This is a genomic window from Shinella sp. 20P9.1.1 (assembly GCF_057798995.1).
The window spans coordinates 91,792-107,949 of sequence record NZ_JBYOLC010000002.1; the positions used below are offsets into that span (position 1 = coordinate 91,792).

Sequence of the window (16,158 nt, forward strand, 5' to 3'; positions counted from 1 at the left end):
CGGTCTTGCACTGCACGGCGCCGGTTGTTCCGGTCTTGCTAAAGTAACACCTTCGCGCATTCCCGCAAGCCATCGCGACGGGCCAAGACGGGGTGCTTCCCCGCTCAGGCGCCTTCGTCGGGAATGTTGAGCACGTGGCCGCAGGCCTTGCAGTGCACGGCATCGGTATCGTGGCGCGACAGGCCACATTCGGGGCAGGGGAAGGTCACCTTGTAGGGCCGGACGATGGCCTGTGCGAGGCGCACGAAAAGCGAGATGCCGACGATCATCGTGATGATCGAGGTGAGCTTTCCAAGCGTGCCGGGCAGCGTTATGTCGCCGAAACCGGTCGTCGTAACCGTCGCGACGGAGAAGTAGAGCGCATCGACGAAACCTTCAAAACCACCGGCGCCGTAGAAGAAGTTGGCATAGACGAAGCCTGTGACGAGGAAGAGGAAGACGAGAAAATTCACGCAGGCCTGGATGACGTCTTCCAGATAGCCATAACCGGTGCGGCGCAAAAGCACCGTCACCAGCTTGCTCTGGCTGATCGCCCAGATGCGCAGGACGCGCAGGAACGCGAAATTGTGCAGATGGCTGGGAAACAGCAGCGTGCCGAGAATGACGATATCCACCCAGGTCATCGGCCGCAGCAGCCAGTAGCGCAGGTTGGGCGCAATCAGCGCCCGTGCGGCAAGCTCGAAGGCGATGACCGCCGCAATCGCATAGTCGATGATGACATAGGCCGAGCCGGTGCGCAGATAGGGCCCGGCGATGAAGAAAACCAGCACCGCGATGTCGATGAACAGCATCGCCAGCTGAAACCGCACCGCCTCCCGGTCCCGCCCGAAATAAAGCCCGCGCAACTGCCGGCGCGCCCGTTCGAGAAAGGGTCGCGGTTCGGTCACGCTCAGCGGTTCGTCGGTCATGGCGGAAAGACTAGCGCCGGGCTGGCGCCGGTCAAGCTCAGCCGAGCGTCCATGCGATATAGACCAGCGTTGCGGCAATGACCCAGAGCGCGATGCGTCCCGAGCGGCCGTGGCGAGCCTCCGAGCGGCCGATGGCTTCGGCGGTCTCGGCGTCGAAACGCAGGCCCTTTTCGGCCATGGACGTCAGGTCCTGCGAGAGCTTTTCCGTCTTGGCGGCGATCTCGGGCGCGGCTTCGGCGAGACGCAGCGCGGCGTGGGCAGCGTCGCGCAGGTCGGTCAGCAGGCGTTTCGGGCCGAGATTGTCGCGGATCCAGTCGCCGACGACGCCCTCGGAGGCCTTCCACATGTTGAAGCGGGGGTTCAGCGTGCGCGACACGCCTTCCACGACGACCATGGTCTTCTGCAACATGACGAGTTCAGTGCGGGTCTCCATGTCGAAGAGTTCCGTCACCTCGAAGAGCAGGGTGAGGAGCTTGGCCATCGAGATCGTTTCGGCCGGCTGGCCGTGGATCGGCTCGCCGATGGCGCGGATCGCCTGCGCAAAGCTCGCCGTGTCGTGGTGCGAGGGCACGTAGCCGGCTTCGAAATGCACGTCGGCGACGCGCTGGTAGTCGCGCGTGATGAAGCCGTAGAGGATTTCGGCGAGGAAGCGGCGTTCCTTCTTGCCGAGCCGCCCGACAATGCCCATGTCGACCGCGACGACGACGCCCTGAGGATCGACGAAAAGGTTGCCCTGGTGCATGTCGGCATGGAAGAAGCCGTCGCGCAGCGTGTGGCGCAGGAAGGACTGGATGAGCGTGTCGGCGAGCGCGTTCAGGTCGTGGCCGGCGGCGCGCAGGCCCTCGACATCCGACATCTTGATGCCGTCGATCCACTCCATCGTGACGACGTCGCGGCCGGTGCGCTCCCAGTCGACCTTTGGCACGCGGAAGCCGGGATCGTCCTTGGTGTTCTCGCCGAGTTCGGAAAGGGCTGCCGCCTCAAGGCGCAGATCCATCTCGATCTTGGTCGTCTGTTCCAGCGTGCGCGTCACCTCGACGGGTTTCAGCCGGCGCGTGTTGGGCAGGATCTTTTCCTGAAGGCGGGCGGCCGCATACATGGCTTCGAGGTCATGCGCGAAGCGCTGGCGCACGCCGGGACGGATGACCTTCACCGCCACCTTGCGTTCGCCATCGGCATCGCGCACCGTCGCTGGATGGACCTGTGCGATGGAGGCGGCGGCAACCGGATCGCCGAAATCCACATAGAGATCGTCGAGCGTGCGGCCGAGCGAACCCTCGACAGTCGCGACGGCCGCTTCACGCGGAAACGTCGCCATGCGGTCCTGCAAAGCGGAAAGCTCCACCGCAATCTCGGCGCCGACCACGTCGGGGCGTGTCGCCAGGAACTGACCCATCTTCACATAGGAGGGGCCTAGGCGCTCGATGGCGCGGGCCAGCCGGTCGCCGCGGTCTTCGCGCGACGCCTTGCGGCGCTCCAAAAGGCCGGCGAGTGCATGCGCAGTGCGGGCAAGCGGCGGCATGCCCTCGGTCGGCAGCGCCGAGACGACGCCCTCGCGCACGAGAACCCAGCCCACGCGGGCAAGGCGAAGATAGGCGCCGATGACACTCATGCGGAACGATACTGCTTGGAGGAGAGGCGGGCCATGCTCAGAGCTTCCAGCCCGAATGCAGCGCGGCGATGCCGCCCGTATAGTTGGTATAATTCACGCGCGAAAAACCGGCGGTGCGGATCATCGCGGCGAAGTCTTCCTGGTTGGGGAACTTGCGGATCGATTCCACGAGATACTGGTAGGGCTCGGCGTCGCCGGTGATCATCTTGCCGAATTGCGGGATCGCGTTGAACGACCAGGCGTCATAGACCTTGTCGAGCAGCGGCATCTCCACTTCGGAAAATTCCAGCACCAGAAGGCGCCCGCCGCGCTTCAGCACGCGATAGGCTTCCGACAACGCAACATCGATGCGCGGCACGTTGCGGATGCCGAAGGCGATCGTATAGGCGTCAAAGCTGTTTGCCTCGAAGGGCAGGTCTTCGGCATTGGCCTCGACGAAGTCGAGATTGGCGGATAGGCCCTTCTTCGCCGCACGGTCGGCGCCGACACCGAGCATCGAGCCGTTGATGTCGAGCACGGTGGAATGCGCCAGGCGATCGGAGGCCTCGATGATGCGGAAGGCGATGTCGCCGGTGCCACCGGCAACGTCCAATGTCTTGTAGGAGGCGTCTTTGCGCGGGTTGAGGCTTGCGATCATCGCGTCCTTCCAGGCCCGGTGCAGGCCGGCGGACATGACGTCGTTCATGATATCGTAGCGTTTGGCGACCTTGTGGAAGACGTCGTTGACGAGCGCCTGCTTTTCGCCTTCGCGAACCTCGCGAAAGCCGTAGGAGGTTGCCATGCCGCCGTCCGCGGATGTGCGCTGTTCCGTCATCGTCGTCTCCATGGGCCGGTCTGTCGCAGCTTTATCGCCACTTAGACCATAGCGAATTGGCTTTGGCCGCGCTATCTGAACGCTTCGCCGGGTATATAGGACATAGATTGCCGAGAGGGAAATGCCGGAGCGCGGCAAATGCGCCCAAGGTTAAATCCCGTTCAAGGAGACGAACATGCCGGAACTGCCGGAAGTGGAAACGGTCAAGCGCGGCCTGGCCCCCGTCATGGAAGGGTCGAAAATCCGCCGGGCGGAGCTGCGCCGTCCGGATTTGCGCTTTCCCTTTCCGCCCGCCTTCGCCGAAAAGCTGGAGGGACGGCGTGTCACCTCGCTTGGCCGGCGTGCCAAATATCTGCTGATCGATCTCGAGGGCGGCGATGTCGTCATCGCGCATCTCGGCATGTCCGGCTCGTTCCGGGTGGAGGGGGCGGAGGCCGTCGAGACACCCGGCGATTTCCACATGCCGCGCAGCAAGGACACGCGCCACGACCACGTCGTCTTCCATCTGGAGACGCCGGAGGGCGAGCGCCGCGTCGTCTATAACGACCCGCGCCGCTTCGGCTTCATGGATCTGGCAAAGCGCGAGGACATCGCCGCCCACGCCTTCTTCCGTGATCTCGGCGCCGAACCGACCGGCAACACGCTCGATGCCGATTATATCGCCGCGAAGTTTCGTGGCCGGCAGACGCCGCTGAAGGCGGCGCTGCTCGACCAGAAGAACATCGCCGGTCTCGGCAACATCTATGTCTGCGAGGCGTTGTGGCGGTCGCATCTTTCGCCGGAGCGCCATGCCGGCACGCTGGTGACGGCGGCGGGCAAGCCGAAGACGGAGCTTCTCGCGCTGACGGACGCAATCCGAAAGGTCATCGCGGACGCTATCGAAGCCGGCGGCTCGACCTTGCGCGACCATATCCGCGCCGACGGCTCGCTCGGCTACTTCCAGCATTCCTTTTCCGCCTATGATCGTGCGGGAGAGCCTTGCCGGACACCCGGCTGCGCGGGCACGATCGGCCGTATCGTGCAGAGCGGGCGATCGACGTTCTATTGTGCCGATTGCCAGAAATAGAGCCAATGCCAGGAAAAGTGTGAAGCGGTTTTCCGTTCGGCAGAGCGTAACAAAAAAGGAGAGAGACGATGGCCTATGAAACCTTGCTGGTGGAGACGCGCGGACGCGTCGGCCTCATCACGCTCAACCGGCCGCAGGCGCTGAATGCGCTGAACCGCAAGCTGCTGGAGGAGCTGAAGAGCGTGTTATCGGGCTTCGAGGCGGATGCCGGCATCGGCGCCATCGTGCTCACAGGCTCGGAAAAGGCCTTTGCCGCCGGTGCCGATATCAAGGAAATGCAGCCCTACGGCTTTGCCGAAGCGGTCGTGGAAGATCTTGCCGCCGGCTGGGACGAGGTGGCAGCCTGCCGCAAGCCGATGATCGCCGCCGTCAGCGGTTTTGCGCTGGGTGGCGGCTGCGAGGTCGCCATGATGTGCGATTTCATCATCGCCTCGGAGACGGCGAAATTCGGCCAGCCGGAAATCACGCTCGGCATCATCCCCGGCATGGGCGGCACGCAGCGCCTGACACGCGCGCTCGGCAAGTCGAAGGCGATGGACCTGATCCTGACGGGCCGAATGATGGATGCGGCAGAGGCCGAGCGCTGCGGCCTGGTGGCCCGCGTCGTCGCGCCGGAAAAGCTGATGGACGAGGCGCTGGCGGCGGCGGAAAAGATCGCGGGCTTCTCGCTGCCCTCGACCATGATGGCCAAGGAGGCGGTGAGCCGCGCCTACGAGACGGTGTTGTCGGAAGGCATGCGCGCGGAGCGCCGGCTGTTCCATGCGCTCTTCGCCACGGAAGACCAGAAGGAGGGCATGACGGCCTTCATCGAGAAGCGCAAGCCTGTGTTCGGCAACCGATGAATCATCCAGGCCGGCGTTTCTTGCAGAATCCGCGTTGACGACCCCGCGGTTTCCAGCTATACGCCGCCCACAGTTTGGAAAGCCGAATTCTGAGGTTTTCCGATATTGCTCCCGAATTGCTTGGATGACAGGTCGCAGTGACCCGGCACGGCGAAGGTGGAGTTCGTGTCAGATTTCTGAAGAGAGGCATACATGGCCAATACAAGCTCGGCAAAGAAGGCGACCCGCAAGATCGCCGCGCGCACTGCAGTCAACAAGTCGCGCCGTTCGCGCGTTCGCAACTTCATCCGCAAGGTCGAGGAAGCCATCGCTTCCGGCGACCAGGCTTCGGCCGCTGCCGCCCTCAAGGCTGCACAGCCGGAACTGATGCGCGCTGCCACCAAGGGCGTGCTTCATTCCAACACGGCTTCTCGCAAGGTTTCGCGTCTCGCAAACCGCGTCAAGACGATGACGGCAGCCTGATCAGCTCCACCTGAGCTATGCAATATTAGTAAAAGCCCGGCGCCTGCGCCGGGCTTTTTGTTTTGTTTTTCGGGCTTGCTATGGTTAACGTGCACGGCTCGATCGTGTCAAAAGAGTGACGAAGAAAACTCTTTAAATTCAGTTACTTGTGGGAGGTTATCCCGCCTCGGCACCCCTTTCGTAGCGGGAGTTTGACAGCAATTTGAGTCAAGCGAATTTTTATTTTTTTCGTTTTTCCAGCGCTGCGAAACCCACCCGAAAACAAAGCCATTGATTCCTAACGGATTCTGTTGAGAGGGGGGCTTTCCGAGTCAAAAACGCTCTTCCGAGTCAACGCCTGCCCCTTAATTTTGCGTAAAATTCGTGATTGATCTTGGGGCATGATCCTGCCTAAATGCTTTCCACAGGGGGCGCGGACATATCCCGAAAATAATCGCCGGCAAGACTGTCTTACAAGGCAGCGGTGGTTGTTTGTTCTCTGTAACGGAGCGGCCCACGCTTCGTAAAATCATCAAACCGGCAGAGCTTGCCCCAGGTGCCCCTGGCACACTGGCAGGACTTTTTGCGACTTCGGTCGCGCCGGGCGAAAGCCGCGAGGACGGCCGTGATGAACGCGGGCATGCCTGCCGGACGCTCAACGAGGGAGCGGATGGTGTGGCTCACAAACGGACCAAGCGGATCGGGCATGACGCCGGATCTTTCGAGGCCCGACTTGTGTTTGACAAACAGGACCGTGCTGAAGGTAGGGGGTCGGCACTGTCAGGGACACCATAACCCGTTCGGGCGATTGGCTCGACACGGACGGGCGATGGCAAACATGGAAGGCGTCGGCAGAACTGCCGGCGTGGCGAAGAAGCATGAAAGAAGGCGGCAAGATGCAAATGAATACGGCCAGGACGACTGGTGCATTCGCGAACGGGGAAAATGCACTCAAGGCGCTTCCGAAAGAAGAAGTGCGCGCGGCGGGGGTTCCATCCGATATGAAGCAGGACGCGATTTTCGAGCGGGTCAGCGCGCGTCTTAAAGCGCAGGTCGGTCCGGACGTCTTCGCAAGCTGGTTCGGTCGGCTGAAGATCCACTCGGTCTCCAAGAGCGTCGTGCGCCTGTCTGTGCCCACGACCTTCCTGAAGTCCTGGATCAACAACCGCTATCTCGATCTCATCACCAGCCTGTTCCAGCAGGAGGATGCCGAAATCCTCAAGGTGGAAATCCTGGTGCGCACCGCCACTCGCGGCGTGCGTCCCGGCAGCCTCGACGAGGCCGTTGCCGTTGCCGAACCCGCGCCGCAGGTCCAGCCGCGCCGCACCGCCGGCGGCCCGCAGCCCGTCGCCAATGCCATTGCTTCGATTGCGCCTGCCGCCCAGCCGCGCGCCCAGCACACCGGCCCGCTCTTCGGCTCCCCGCTCGATCAGCGCTACACGTTCGATGCCTTCGTCGAGGGCACGTCGAACCGCGTCGCCCTTGCCGCCGCCCGCACCATCGCGGAAGCCGGTGCCGGCGCCGTGCGCTTCAACCCGCTCTTCGTCCATTCCAGCGTCGGCCTCGGCAAGACGCATCTTCTGCAGGCCATCGCGCTCGGTGCGCTTTCCAGCGCCCGCAATCCGCGCGTCGTCTATCTGACGGCCGAATATTTCATGTGGCGCTTCGCGACCGCGATCCGCGACAATGACGCGCTCTCGCTGAAGGAGACGCTGCGCAACATCGATCTCCTGATCATCGACGACATGCAGTTCCTGCAGGGGAATTCGATCCAGAACGAGTTCTGCCATCTGCTCAACATGCTGCTCGATTCCGCCAAGCAGGTCGTCGTCGCCGCCGACCGCGCACCGTGGGAACTGGAATCGCTCGATCCGCGCGTGCGTTCGCGCCTCCAGGGTGGCGTCGCCATCGAGATGGAAGCGCCCGACTACGAGATGCGCCTCGAAATCCTCAAGCGCCGCCTGGCCGCAGCCCAGCAGGAAGACGGCTCGCTCGATATCTCGCCTGAAATCCTGAGCCACGTCGCCCGCAACATCACGGCCAGCGGTCGCGAGTTGGAAGGCGCCTTCAATCAGCTGCTGTTTCGCCGCTCCTTCGAGCCGAACCTGACAATCGAGCGCGTCGACGAACTGCTCGGCCATCTCGTCGCCGCCGGCGAGCCGCGCCGCGTGCGCATCGAGGACATCCAGCGCGTCGTTGCCAAGCATTACAACGTCTCGCGCCAGGAACTGGTCTCGAACCGACGCACCCGCGTCATCGTCAAGCCGCGCCAGATCGCCATGTATCTGTCGAAGACGCTGACGCCGCGCTCCTTCCCGGAAATCGGCCGCCGTTTTGGCGGACGCGACCACACGACCGTGCTGCATGCCGTGCGCAAGATCGAGGAACTGATCTCGGGCGATACCAAGCTCAGCCACGAGATCGAGCTCCTGAAGCGCCTGATCAACGAATAGGCCCTTTGCCTTTTAGCGCGACGCCGTGCCGTCCTCTGGACGCGCACGGCGTTTCTCTTTGAGAGACCGGCATGCGACTGCTCGTCACCTATATGGACCTGCGTGAACCGCCGGCGAACCGTCCGGCTCTGCCAGTGCCGGCCGTCAATCTCGCGTTTCAGCCGGAACGCCTCTCAATCGAAGACTATCTGGCTCTCTACCGGGAGATCGGCACGCCGCTCACCTGGGATTCCCGCCTGCACATGCCGCAGGCAGCGCTGGCGGCCTTCCTGTCCGCGCCTTCGACGGCGACCTTCGTCCTGCGCGAGGAGGGGCGGGCGATCGGCCTCTGCGAATTCGATGCCATCGATACCGAGGATATCGAACTTACGCATTTCGGTCTCATCCCGGCCGCCTATGGCCGGCGCATCGGCCCCTGGCTGCTCGACACGGCGCTGCGGGCCGTCTGGCGTGAGGGGACGCGGCGGATCTGGCTGCATACCGATACCAACGACCACCCGAAGGCGCAGGTGACCTACAGGCGGGCAGGGTTCGAGATTTACAAAGAGCAGATGGAAGATTTTCCGGATTAGCTGCCGCGCACCGCACGGGCCTCTTCCGTCAGCCATTGCCGGAGGCTGGCGACGGCCGGGCGATCCAGCGCGCCGGGCGGATAGACGATGTAGTAGGCGAGCCCTGTCGCGACCCCTCTCGAGAAGGGCGCAACCAGCCGCCGTTCCTGGATTTCCCGCGCCACCAGCGAGAGCCGCACCAGCACCACGCCATCGCCCGCCTTCGCCGCTTCGATCGCGCCGTTGCTATCGGTGAAGACGGGACCGCGCTGGGCGTCGATCTCGGTGATGCCGTTGGATTCCAGCCAGAGCCGCCAGTCCTGCCGGTGCACATCGTGGATCAGCACATGCTTGCCGAGGTCGCTAGGCTCGACGAGCGGTATCCGCTCGCGCAGGGAAGGGGCGATGACGGGCACAAGATCGTCGTCCAGCAGCCTTTCGCTCACCAAGCCCTCATAGCGGCCGAAACCGTGGCGGATCGCGATATCGACGCCGTCGCGGGCGAAATCGACGAGCCGGTTGGAGGCGCTGATGCGGATATCGGCGCCCGGCAGGCGCTCCTCGAATTTCGGCAGGCGCGGCACCAGCCATTGCGCGGCGAAGGTCGGCGTGCAGCTGATCAGCAGCGTGGACGGCGAGCGTGCGCGGATCAGCAGTTCCTCCGTCGCCTCGCGCATCAGCCGGAAGGCCGAGCGCATGGCCTTGAAGTAGCCTTCGCCATCGTCCGTCAGGAGAAGCCGGCGCGGCTTGCGCTCGAAGAGCCGAACGCCGAGCGCCTCTTCCAGGTCACGGATTTGTAGGCTGACGGCGCCGGGCGTGACCGAAAGCTCGTCGGCGGCAAGTGTGACGGAGAGGTGGCGGGCCGTCGCCTCGAAGGCGCGCAGGCCGGACAGGGAGGGGAGGCGACCGTTCATGATTTAGTTTTCCTCGCTGATATCGGGAAATATGATCGTTTGTCTCAGGCGGAAATTACCGGAATGATAGCGCAAATTCCGGTGCTTCACATCCGGCCCTTTCATCCGGTTTAGAAAAAATCTCTGAGGATACCATCATGTCAAACCGTCCCATGACGACGATCGAATGGGGCCTGCTCATTGCGCTTTCCGCGCTCTGGGGCGGCTCTTTCCTGTTCAACGGCATTCTCGTGCGCGAGCTGCCGCCGCTCACCATCGTCGCCGCCCGCGTGGCGTTGGCGGCAATCGCGCTCTGGACCATCGTGCGCCTGTCCGGCCACGCCGTTCCGCGCAGCCGCGAGGTCTGGCTCGCCTTTCTCGGTATGGGCGTGCTGAACAATGTCATCCCCTTCTCGCTGATCGTCTGGGGCCAGACGCATATTGCCAGCGGCCTCGCCTCGATCCTCAATGCCACGACGCCGCTCTTCGCCGTCATCGTTGCCCATGTGCTGACCGAGGATGAGAAGATGACGGGCGGCCGGCTGGTGGGCGTGCTCGTCGGCTTTGCCGGCGTGGCGCTGATGATCGGCCCTTCGGTACTGTCGGATCTCGGCACGAATGTGCTGGCGCAGCTGGCCGTACTGGGGGCTGCCGTGTCCTATGCCTTTGCCGGTATCTGGGGCCGTTTCCGCCGCATGGGCCTGCCGCCGCTGCTGCCGGCCGCAGGGCAGGTGACGGCCTCCGCGCTGATCATGCTGCCCGTGGCGCTGGTCGTCGATCGTCCCTGGACGCTGGCCATGCCCTCGCACGAGGCCTGGTTGGCGCTGTTCGGTCTTGCCGTGCTCGCCACAGCCCTCGCCTATGTCATTTTCTTTCGCATCCTTGCGACGGCGGGGGCGACGAACCTGATGCTGGTGACCTTCCTCATCCCCGTCAGCGCCATCCTGCTCGGCGCGCTAGTGCTCGGTGAGGTGTTGGCGCCCAAGCATTTTGCCGGCATGGCGCTGATCGCCGTCGGCCTTGCAGCCATCGACGGGCGGGTGTTCAAGATGTTTGCGGACAAGCGCCGGTCGGCAGACGCCTAACAGGCGAGGTCGGCCACCACGGCATCGAGGATCAGCATGCCCGCCGGCGTACAGCGCAGGCGGGAATTGCCGAGGCGCTCGATGAAGCCGTGCTCGATGAGGAACTGTTCGCGATCCGGGTCCGGCTCGCGGCCGGACAGGGCCTGCCAGCGCACGAGATCGATGCCTTCCTTGAGGCGCAGGCCCATCAGCAGCAACTCGTCGGCCTGCGCCTCGCGCTCCAGCAGCTCCTGGTCGACCATGCCGTGGCCCTCGGCCTCGACGAGGCTCAGCCAGCCCTCCGGCTTGCGCTCCGTCGCGGTCGCGATCTTCGCGCCGCCGGTCGTCAACCGGCCATGCGCGCCGGGGCCGATGCCGACATAGTCGCCGTAACGCCAGTAGGTGAGGTTGTGGCGGCTCTCGGAGCCGGGACGGGCATGATTGGAGACCTCGTAGGCCGGCATGCCCTCGCGCTCGGTGATCTCCTGCGTCGCTTCGTAGAGCACGGCGGATTGCTCGCCGTCCGGCACGATCAGCTTGCCGGCCTTGTGCAGGCCGTAGAAGGGCGTGCCCTCCTCGATGGTGAGCTGGTAGAGCGAGAGATGGTCGACGGCGTAGGAGACGGCCTCCCTCAGCTCGCGGTCCCATTCCTCCACGGTCTGGTTGGGGCGGGCATAGATGAGGTCGAAGGACATGCGCGGGAAGATGTCGCGTGCCAGGCGGATGGCTTTCAGCGCATCGGCAACGTCATGCAGCCGCCCGAGGAATTTCAGGTCCCGGTCGTTCAGCGCCTGAACGCCGAGCGAGACGCGGTTGACGCCGGCCGCCCGGTAGCCGCGGAAGCGCTCGGCCTCCACGCTGGAGGGGTTGGCCTCCATGGTGATCTCGATACCATCGGGCACATGCCAGTGACGGGCGATGCCGTTCAGGATCGCATCCACCGTCTCCGGCGCCATCAGCGATGGCGTGCCGCCGCCCATGAAGATGCTGGTGACGGTGCGCGAACCGGTGAGCCGGCGCATCGTCGCCATTTCCTTCAGGAAGGCCTGCACGAAGCGCGGCTGGTCGACCGGCTGGTGGCGCACATGGCTGTTGAAGTCGCAATAGGGGCATTTGGCGGCACAGAACGGCCAGTGCACATAGATGCCGAAGCCGGGATCGGAGAGATCCGCTGCCGAACTCGGCCGCATGTCGAAGGGCACTGCCGTCATGGATCGCTCAAGCCTTCAGGCAGGTTTCGACGAAGATCTTGAAGGCGCGCGCCCGGTGCGACAGCGCCGTGGCATCGCCGGGCTTCCAGCCGTGTTTTTCCTCCGCGCTCATCTCGCCAAAGGTCGTCGCGTAACCCTCGGGCTGGAACACCGGGTCATAGCCGAAACCCTTCTCGCCGCGCGGCGGCCAGACGACGGTGCCTTCGACCTCGCCACGGAAGAGTTCGGTGTGACCATCGGGCCAGGCGAGGCAGAGCACGGAAACGAAGCGCGCGGTGCGGTCCTTCGCCTCGGTCGCGCCCTTGTCGGAAAGCGCCTTCTCGACCTTCTCCATGGCCATGGCGAAATCGCGCGTGCCATCTGCCTTTTCCGCCCAATTGGCGGTGTAAACGCCCGGCGCGCCGTCGAGCGCGTCGATCACGAGGCCGGAATCGTCCGAAAGGGCGGGCAGGCCGGAGGCTTTGGCGGAGGCGAGCGCCTTGATGGCGGCATTTTCCTCGAAGGTCGTGCCGGTTTCATCCGGCTCGTCGAATTTCAGTTCGGCGGCGGATTTGGCGGAAAAGCCCAAGGGGCCGATCAGGTCCTCGATCTCGCGGATTTTTCCCGCATTGTGGCTGGCGACGACGATCGTCTTGGTGTCGAGCTTGCGCATAAGGGTTCCTAGGCGATGTTCCAGAGACCCGGCTCGGCACATTCGAGGCTGTTGCCGGCGGGGTCGCGGAAATAGATGGAGCGGGCGCCGTTCGGCCAGCAAAAGTCCGCTTCGATGGTGATGCCGGCTTCTATGAGCTTTTTTGCCCAGAAATCAAGCGCTGAGCCTGGAACACGGAAACAGGCGTGGCCGGCACCCGTCGCCCCGTGCACCGGCACGGGGAAGGCGTGCGGTGGTGGCGGCTGGACGGTCTCCTTCGGGTTGAAGATCAGGAGAACGCCCGGGCCGCAGCGGAAGAAGACGTGGCGGTCGGCCTGCCGGGTGATCTTTTCAAGCCCCAATATGCCGCCATAGAAGGCTTCCGCCGCGTCGAGGTCGTCAGCATAGAGCGCTGTTTCGAGAATGCCTTCGATCGCGGCGGTCATGGTCGGGCCTTATCCGGCGATCGCCTGCTTCTGCAGGGTGACGAGTTCGGCAATGCCGTTGCGGGCAAGCGTCATCAGGCTGGAGAATTCCTCCTCGGAGAACGGCTTGCCTTCGGCGGTGCCCTGGATTTCGACGATGCCGCCCGAGCCGGTCATGACGAAATTGGCGTCGGTCTCGGCGGCAGAATCCTCGAGATAGTCGAGGTCGATCACCGACTGGCTGGCGAAGATGCCGCAAGAGATCGCGGCGACATGATCCTTCAGGACCTTTTCGGTCTTGATCATGTTGCGCGCTTCCATCCACTTCAGGCAGTCGTGCAGGGCGATGAAGGCGCCGGTGATCGAGGCCGTGCGGGTTCCGCCATCGGCCTGGATGACGTCGCAGTCGATGGTGATCTGGCGTTCGCCGAGTGCTTCGAGATCGACGATGGCGCGGAGCGACCGGCCGATCAGGCGCTGAATTTCCTGCGTGCGACCGCCCTGCTTGCCGGTGGCGGCTTCGCGCCTCATGCGGTCGCCGGTGGCGCGCGGCAGCATGCCGTATTCGGCCGTCACCCAGCCCTTGCCGCTGTTGCGCAGCCACGGCGGCGTCTTGTCTTCCAGGCTTGCCGTGACCAGCACATGCGTATCGCCGAACTTGACGAGACAGGATCCCTCGGCATGTTTGGAAACGTTGCGCTCGAAGGAAACCTTGCGCATCTGATCGGTTTTTCTGCCGGACGGCCGCATGACGAACTCCTGTCTCATGATATATTGGAAGGTGCTTTAGACCAGTTCGCCGGATGAGGGAATGGCGCGGCGGAAAGCCAGGCGATTTCTTGGCGATGCTGCGCCGCGAAAATCCGTTTTGCGATGATCGCCTAAATCACTATATTCCCCTGAGTAACAAGGTTGTTGGCGAAAGATGGTTTTGCGATCCCCCGGTCCGGACATTCAGTCGGCGCTCGACGAGCGGTCGGGCGAAATCTTCCGTCGTATCGTGGAAAGCTATCTGGAAAGCGGCGAGCCGCTCGGCTCGCGTAACCTGTCGCGCATCCTGCCCATGTCGCTGTCGCCTGCCTCCGTGCGCAATGTGATGAGCGATCTGGAGGAGTTGGGCCTCATCTATTCGCCGCATATCAGCGCCGGCCGCCTGCCGACGCAGCTGGGGCTCCGCTTCTTCGTCGATGCCTTCATGCAGATCGGCAACATCTCGGCGGAGGACCGCGCCTCGATCGAGCGGCATGTGCGTCCGCACGGCCAGAAGCATACGGCCGTCGAGACCATGATGAACGAGGCGAGCCAGGCGCTATCAGGCATGTCGCGTGGCGCCGGCCTCGTCATCACCACGAAGAACGACGCGGTCTTGAAACATGTCGAGTTCATCCGGCTGGAGCCGACCAAAGCGCTGGTCGTGCTCGTCGGCGATCACGACCAGGTGGAAAACCGTATCATCGAGCTGCCGGCCGGCGTGACGGGCTCGCAGCTCACAGAGGCCGCGAATTTCCTCAATGCCCATCTTGCCGGCAACACGCTGGTCGAGGCGCGCTCGCAGCTGGAGCGCCTGCGCGGCGAGATCAGCGGCGAGCTGGACAAGCTGTCGCAGGATCTCGTCGAGCGTGGACTTGCCGTCTGGTCCGGCGGCTTCGAGGCGGGCAAGCCGACGCGGCTCATCGTGCGCGGCCGGGCGAACCTGCTCGAAGGCCTTGCGGGCGCCGACGATATCGACCGCCTGCGTATGCTGTTCGACGATCTTGAACGCAAGGACGGCCTGATCGAGCTCCTGAACCTTGCGGAAACCGGGCCGGGCGTGCGCATCTTCATCGGCTCGGAGAACAAGCTGTTCTCGCTGTCCGGCTCCTCGCTCATCGTCGCACCCTATCGCGACAGCGACGAGAAGATCGTCGGTGCCGTCGGCGTCATCGGCCCCACGAGGCTCAACTATTCGCGGATCGTGCCGATGGTGGACTATACGGCGCAGCTGATGTCGCGGCTTTCGCGTTGAATTGCCCATCCACCCTTGATTTTTCGGGCTCAAAGCTCGATATCGGGCCCAACCTCAGGACACATGCAATTCGGAGTACGTCATGACCGACGAGAGCAAGAAACACGGACCTGACGACGTGGTGGATATCAGTCTGGCTGCGGATGCAGCGGCAGACGCCGCCGTCGAGGCCGACACCCCGTCCGAGCCGGATCCGCTCGACGTGCTGCGCGCGGAAAATTCGGACCTGCGCGACAGGTACCTGCGCCTTGCCGCCGAGATGGACAACCTGCGCCGCCGCACCGAGCGCGACGTGAAGGATGCAAAATCCTATTCCGTTGCCGGTTTCGCCCGCGACATGCTGGCCGTCTCTGACAACCTGCGCCGCGCGCTCGATGCGATCCCGGCCGACGCGCTGGCAAACGACGAGAGCGTCAAGACGTTGGCCGAGGGCGTCGAGATGACCGAGCGCTCGATGCTCGCGGCCCTCGAACGCCACGGCGTACGCAAGCTCGAGCCCATCGGTGAGAAATTCGACCCGAATTTCCACCAGGCGATGTTCGAAGTGCCGAACGCCGAGGTTCCCAACAACACCGTGGTTCAGGTCGTACAGGACGGCTATGTCATCGGCGAGCGCGTGCTGCGCCCGGCGATGGTCGGCGTCGCCAAGGGCGGCCCGAAGGCAGCGGCCGGCGAGGCGGGCGCCACCCAGGCCTGATCGAAGGCTTTTACGAACACAGAAAAACCGGCGGTCGCAAAACCGCCGGTTTTTTCATGCGAATTCGAAAGCCTCAGGCCGCGTTCGACGCGTGTTCTTCACTGAGGCAGGCATAGATCGCGCTTTCGCTGTCGGAAGCGCGCAGCTTTGCTACCATGGCCGGATCGCGCAGCACGCGGGCGATGCGCGAAAGGGCCTTCAGGTGGTCGGCGCCAGCACCCTCGGGCGCAAGCAGCAGGAAGACGAGGTCGACCGGCTGGTCGTCCAGGGCCTCGAAGTCCACGGGGGTTTCAAGCCTCGCGAAGAGGCCGGTGATCTGCGAAAGCTCTTTCAGCTTGCCGTGCGGGATGGCGATGCCATTGCCCACGCCGGTCGAACCGAGCCGCTCGCGCTGAAGGATGACGTCGAAGATCTCGCGTTCCGGAATCCCGGTGATCTTTGCCGCTTTTACCGCCAGCTCCTGAAGCAGCTGCTTCTTGGAATTGGCCTTCATCGCCGGAATAATCGCACTCTGCTGCAGTAGACCTGCCAATGCCATGCTTTTG

Annotated in this window: 17 protein-coding genes; 8 read left to right on the plus strand and 9 right to left on the minus strand. The window is 63.8% G+C overall.

From position 1 onward, the window contains the following. Positions 1–104: 104 nt before the first annotated feature. Genes AC27VQ_RS04035 through ubiE form a run of 3 tightly spaced genes read right to left on the minus strand, consistent with a single transcriptional unit; the run spans position 105 to position 3,334 of the window. Entirely contained in the window at positions 105–908 is an 804-nt protein-coding gene (locus tag AC27VQ_RS04035; protein WP_488715321.1) for an ion channel, read from the minus strand. 37 nt (positions 909–945) lie between these two features. Continuing rightward, positions 946–2,520 (minus strand): 2-polyprenylphenol 6-hydroxylase, encoded by a 1,575-nt coding sequence (ubiB, locus tag AC27VQ_RS04040; protein ID WP_488715322.1) that lies wholly within the window; start codon positions 2,518–2,520, stop codon positions 946–948. A gap of 37 nt (positions 2,521–2,557) precedes the next feature. After that, a complete protein-coding gene (ubiE, locus tag AC27VQ_RS04045) occupies positions 2,558–3,334 on the minus strand; it encodes a bifunctional demethylmenaquinone methyltransferase/2-methoxy-6-polyprenyl-1,4-benzoquinol methylase UbiE (protein ID WP_488715323.1) in 777 nt (258 codons plus the stop codon). Between the two features lie 175 nt (positions 3,335–3,509). Between ubiE and mutM the strand changes: the two genes are divergently transcribed. The 5 genes from mutM (at position 3,510) to AC27VQ_RS04070 (ending at position 8,708) form a co-directional block, all read left to right on the plus strand. Then, positions 3,510–4,400 (plus strand): bifunctional DNA-formamidopyrimidine glycosylase/DNA-(apurinic or apyrimidinic site) lyase, encoded by an 891-nt coding sequence (gene mutM, locus AC27VQ_RS04050; protein ID WP_488715324.1) that lies wholly within the window; start codon positions 3,510–3,512, stop codon positions 4,398–4,400. 68 nt (positions 4,401–4,468) lie between these two features. Next, positions 4,469–5,242 (plus strand): enoyl-CoA hydratase, encoded by a 774-nt coding sequence (locus AC27VQ_RS04055; RefSeq protein WP_313532124.1) that lies wholly within the window; start codon positions 4,469–4,471, stop codon positions 5,240–5,242. Between the two features lie 192 nt (positions 5,243–5,434). Then, positions 5,435–5,704 (plus strand): 30S ribosomal protein S20, encoded by a 270-nt coding sequence (gene rpsT, locus AC27VQ_RS04060; protein ID WP_117367657.1) that lies wholly within the window; start codon positions 5,435–5,437, stop codon positions 5,702–5,704. A 980-nt stretch (positions 5,705–6,684) separates the two neighbouring features. Then, complete coding sequence (gene dnaA, locus AC27VQ_RS04065) at positions 6,685–8,136, plus strand: chromosomal replication initiator protein DnaA (protein ID WP_488715325.1); 1,452 nt, start codon at positions 6,685–6,687, stop codon at positions 8,134–8,136. 71 nt (positions 8,137–8,207) lie between these two features. Beyond that, positions 8,208–8,708 carry a GNAT family N-acetyltransferase gene (locus AC27VQ_RS04070; RefSeq protein ID WP_488715326.1) on the plus strand — a complete coding sequence of 167 codons (501 nt, stop codon included), beginning with the start codon at positions 8,208–8,210 and terminating at the stop codon, positions 8,706–8,708. Here the strand turns inward: AC27VQ_RS04070 and gcvA are convergent. Beyond that, entirely contained in the window at positions 8,705–9,601 is an 897-nt protein-coding gene (gene gcvA / locus AC27VQ_RS04075; protein ID WP_488715327.1) for a transcriptional regulator GcvA, read from the minus strand. The genes AC27VQ_RS04070 and gcvA overlap by 4 nt on opposite strands. Positions 9,602–9,738: 137 nt before the next feature. Here gcvA and AC27VQ_RS04080 point away from each other — a divergent pair, with 137 nt between their 5' ends. After that, positions 9,739–10,665: a DMT family transporter gene (locus AC27VQ_RS04080; protein WP_488715328.1), complete on the plus strand. Its 927-nt coding sequence runs from the start codon at positions 9,739–9,741 to the stop codon at positions 10,663–10,665. Here the strand turns inward: AC27VQ_RS04080 and hemW are convergent. From hemW to rph, 4 genes are read right to left on the minus strand one after another with little or no spacing between them, the layout of a single operon-like run. Further along, on the minus strand, positions 10,662–11,855 hold the full coding sequence (hemW, locus tag AC27VQ_RS04085) for a radical SAM family heme chaperone HemW (protein WP_409530389.1): 1,194 nt from the start codon (positions 11,853–11,855) through the stop codon (positions 10,662–10,664). The two genes, AC27VQ_RS04080 and hemW, sit on opposite strands and share 4 nt — an antisense overlap. 7 nt (positions 11,856–11,862) lie before the next feature. Further along, positions 11,863–12,507, minus strand: coding sequence for an RdgB/HAM1 family non-canonical purine NTP pyrophosphatase (gene rdgB / locus AC27VQ_RS04090; protein WP_488715329.1), 645 nt, complete (start codon positions 12,505–12,507; stop codon positions 11,863–11,865). An 8-nt stretch (positions 12,508–12,515) separates the two neighbouring features. Continuing rightward, complete coding sequence (locus tag AC27VQ_RS04095; RefSeq protein WP_488715330.1) at positions 12,516–12,932, minus strand: VOC family protein; 417 nt, start codon at positions 12,930–12,932, stop codon at positions 12,516–12,518. Between the two features lie 9 nt (positions 12,933–12,941). Beyond that, positions 12,942–13,661: a ribonuclease PH gene (gene rph, locus AC27VQ_RS04100; RefSeq protein ID WP_488715331.1), complete on the minus strand. Its 720-nt coding sequence runs from the start codon at positions 13,659–13,661 to the stop codon at positions 12,942–12,944. A gap of 175 nt (positions 13,662–13,836) precedes the next feature. Here rph and hrcA point away from each other — a divergent pair, with 175 nt between their 5' ends. After that, the gene (hrcA, locus tag AC27VQ_RS04105; RefSeq protein WP_313529814.1) at positions 13,837–14,916 is read left to right on the plus strand and encodes a heat-inducible transcriptional repressor HrcA; all 1,080 of its coding nucleotides are present in this window, start codon (positions 13,837–13,839) and stop codon (positions 14,914–14,916) included. An 82-nt stretch (positions 14,917–14,998) separates the two neighbouring features. After that, positions 14,999–15,613 carry a nucleotide exchange factor GrpE gene (gene grpE, locus AC27VQ_RS04110; protein ID WP_488715332.1) on the plus strand — a complete coding sequence of 205 codons (615 nt, stop codon included), beginning with the start codon at positions 14,999–15,001 and terminating at the stop codon, positions 15,611–15,613. 73 nt (positions 15,614–15,686) lie between these two features. Here the strand turns inward: grpE and ptsN are convergent, their stop codons facing one another. Continuing rightward, positions 15,687–16,151 carry a PTS IIA-like nitrogen regulatory protein PtsN gene (gene ptsN, locus AC27VQ_RS04115; RefSeq protein ID WP_298100574.1) on the minus strand — a complete coding sequence of 155 codons (465 nt, stop codon included), beginning with the start codon at positions 16,149–16,151 and terminating at the stop codon, positions 15,687–15,689. Positions 16,152–16,158: the final 7 nt, after the last annotated feature.

Excerpts from the sequence above, each read along its gene's own strand:
- AC27VQ_RS04080 (WP_488715328.1), top strand. The coding sequence starts at position 9,739 with ATGTCAAACCGTCCCATGACGACGATCGAATGGGGCCTGCTCATTGCG.
- rph (WP_488715331.1), bottom strand. The coding sequence starts at position 13,661 with ATGCGGCCGTCCGGCAGAAAAACCGATCAGATGCGCAAGGTTTCCTTC.
- AC27VQ_RS04070 (WP_488715326.1), top strand. The coding sequence starts at position 8,208 with ATGCGACTGCTCGTCACCTATATGGACCTGCGTGAACCGCCGGCGAAC.
- rdgB (WP_488715329.1), bottom strand. The coding sequence starts at position 12,507 with ATGCGCAAGCTCGACACCAAGACGATCGTCGTCGCCAGCCACAATGCG.
- AC27VQ_RS04035 (WP_488715321.1), bottom strand. The coding sequence starts at position 908 with ATGACCGACGAACCGCTGAGCGTGACCGAACCGCGACCCTTTCTCGAA.
- AC27VQ_RS04095 (WP_488715330.1), bottom strand. The coding sequence starts at position 12,932 with ATGACCGCCGCGATCGAAGGCATTCTCGAAACAGCGCTCTATGCTGAC.
- AC27VQ_RS04055 (WP_313532124.1), top strand. The coding sequence starts at position 4,469 with ATGGCCTATGAAACCTTGCTGGTGGAGACGCGCGGACGCGTCGGCCTC.
- dnaA (WP_488715325.1), top strand. The coding sequence starts at position 6,685 with ATGAAGCAGGACGCGATTTTCGAGCGGGTCAGCGCGCGTCTTAAAGCG.
- ubiB (WP_488715322.1), bottom strand. The coding sequence starts at position 2,520 with ATGAGTGTCATCGGCGCCTATCTTCGCCTTGCCCGCGTGGGCTGGGTT.
- ptsN (WP_298100574.1), bottom strand. The coding sequence starts at position 16,151 with ATGGCATTGGCAGGTCTACTGCAGCAGAGTGCGATTATTCCGGCGATG.
- mutM (WP_488715324.1), top strand. The coding sequence starts at position 3,510 with ATGCCGGAACTGCCGGAAGTGGAAACGGTCAAGCGCGGCCTGGCCCCC.
- ubiE (WP_488715323.1), bottom strand. The coding sequence starts at position 3,334 with ATGACGGAACAGCGCACATCCGCGGACGGCGGCATGGCAACCTCCTAC.
- rpsT (WP_117367657.1), top strand. The coding sequence starts at position 5,435 with ATGGCCAATACAAGCTCGGCAAAGAAGGCGACCCGCAAGATCGCCGCG.
- grpE (WP_488715332.1), top strand. The coding sequence starts at position 14,999 with ATGACCGACGAGAGCAAGAAACACGGACCTGACGACGTGGTGGATATC.
- hemW (WP_409530389.1), bottom strand. The coding sequence starts at position 11,855 with ATGACGGCAGTGCCCTTCGACATGCGGCCGAGTTCGGCAGCGGATCTC.
- hrcA (WP_313529814.1), top strand. The coding sequence starts at position 13,837 with ATGGTTTTGCGATCCCCCGGTCCGGACATTCAGTCGGCGCTCGACGAG.
- gcvA (WP_488715327.1), bottom strand. The coding sequence starts at position 9,601 with ATGAACGGTCGCCTCCCCTCCCTGTCCGGCCTGCGCGCCTTCGAGGCG.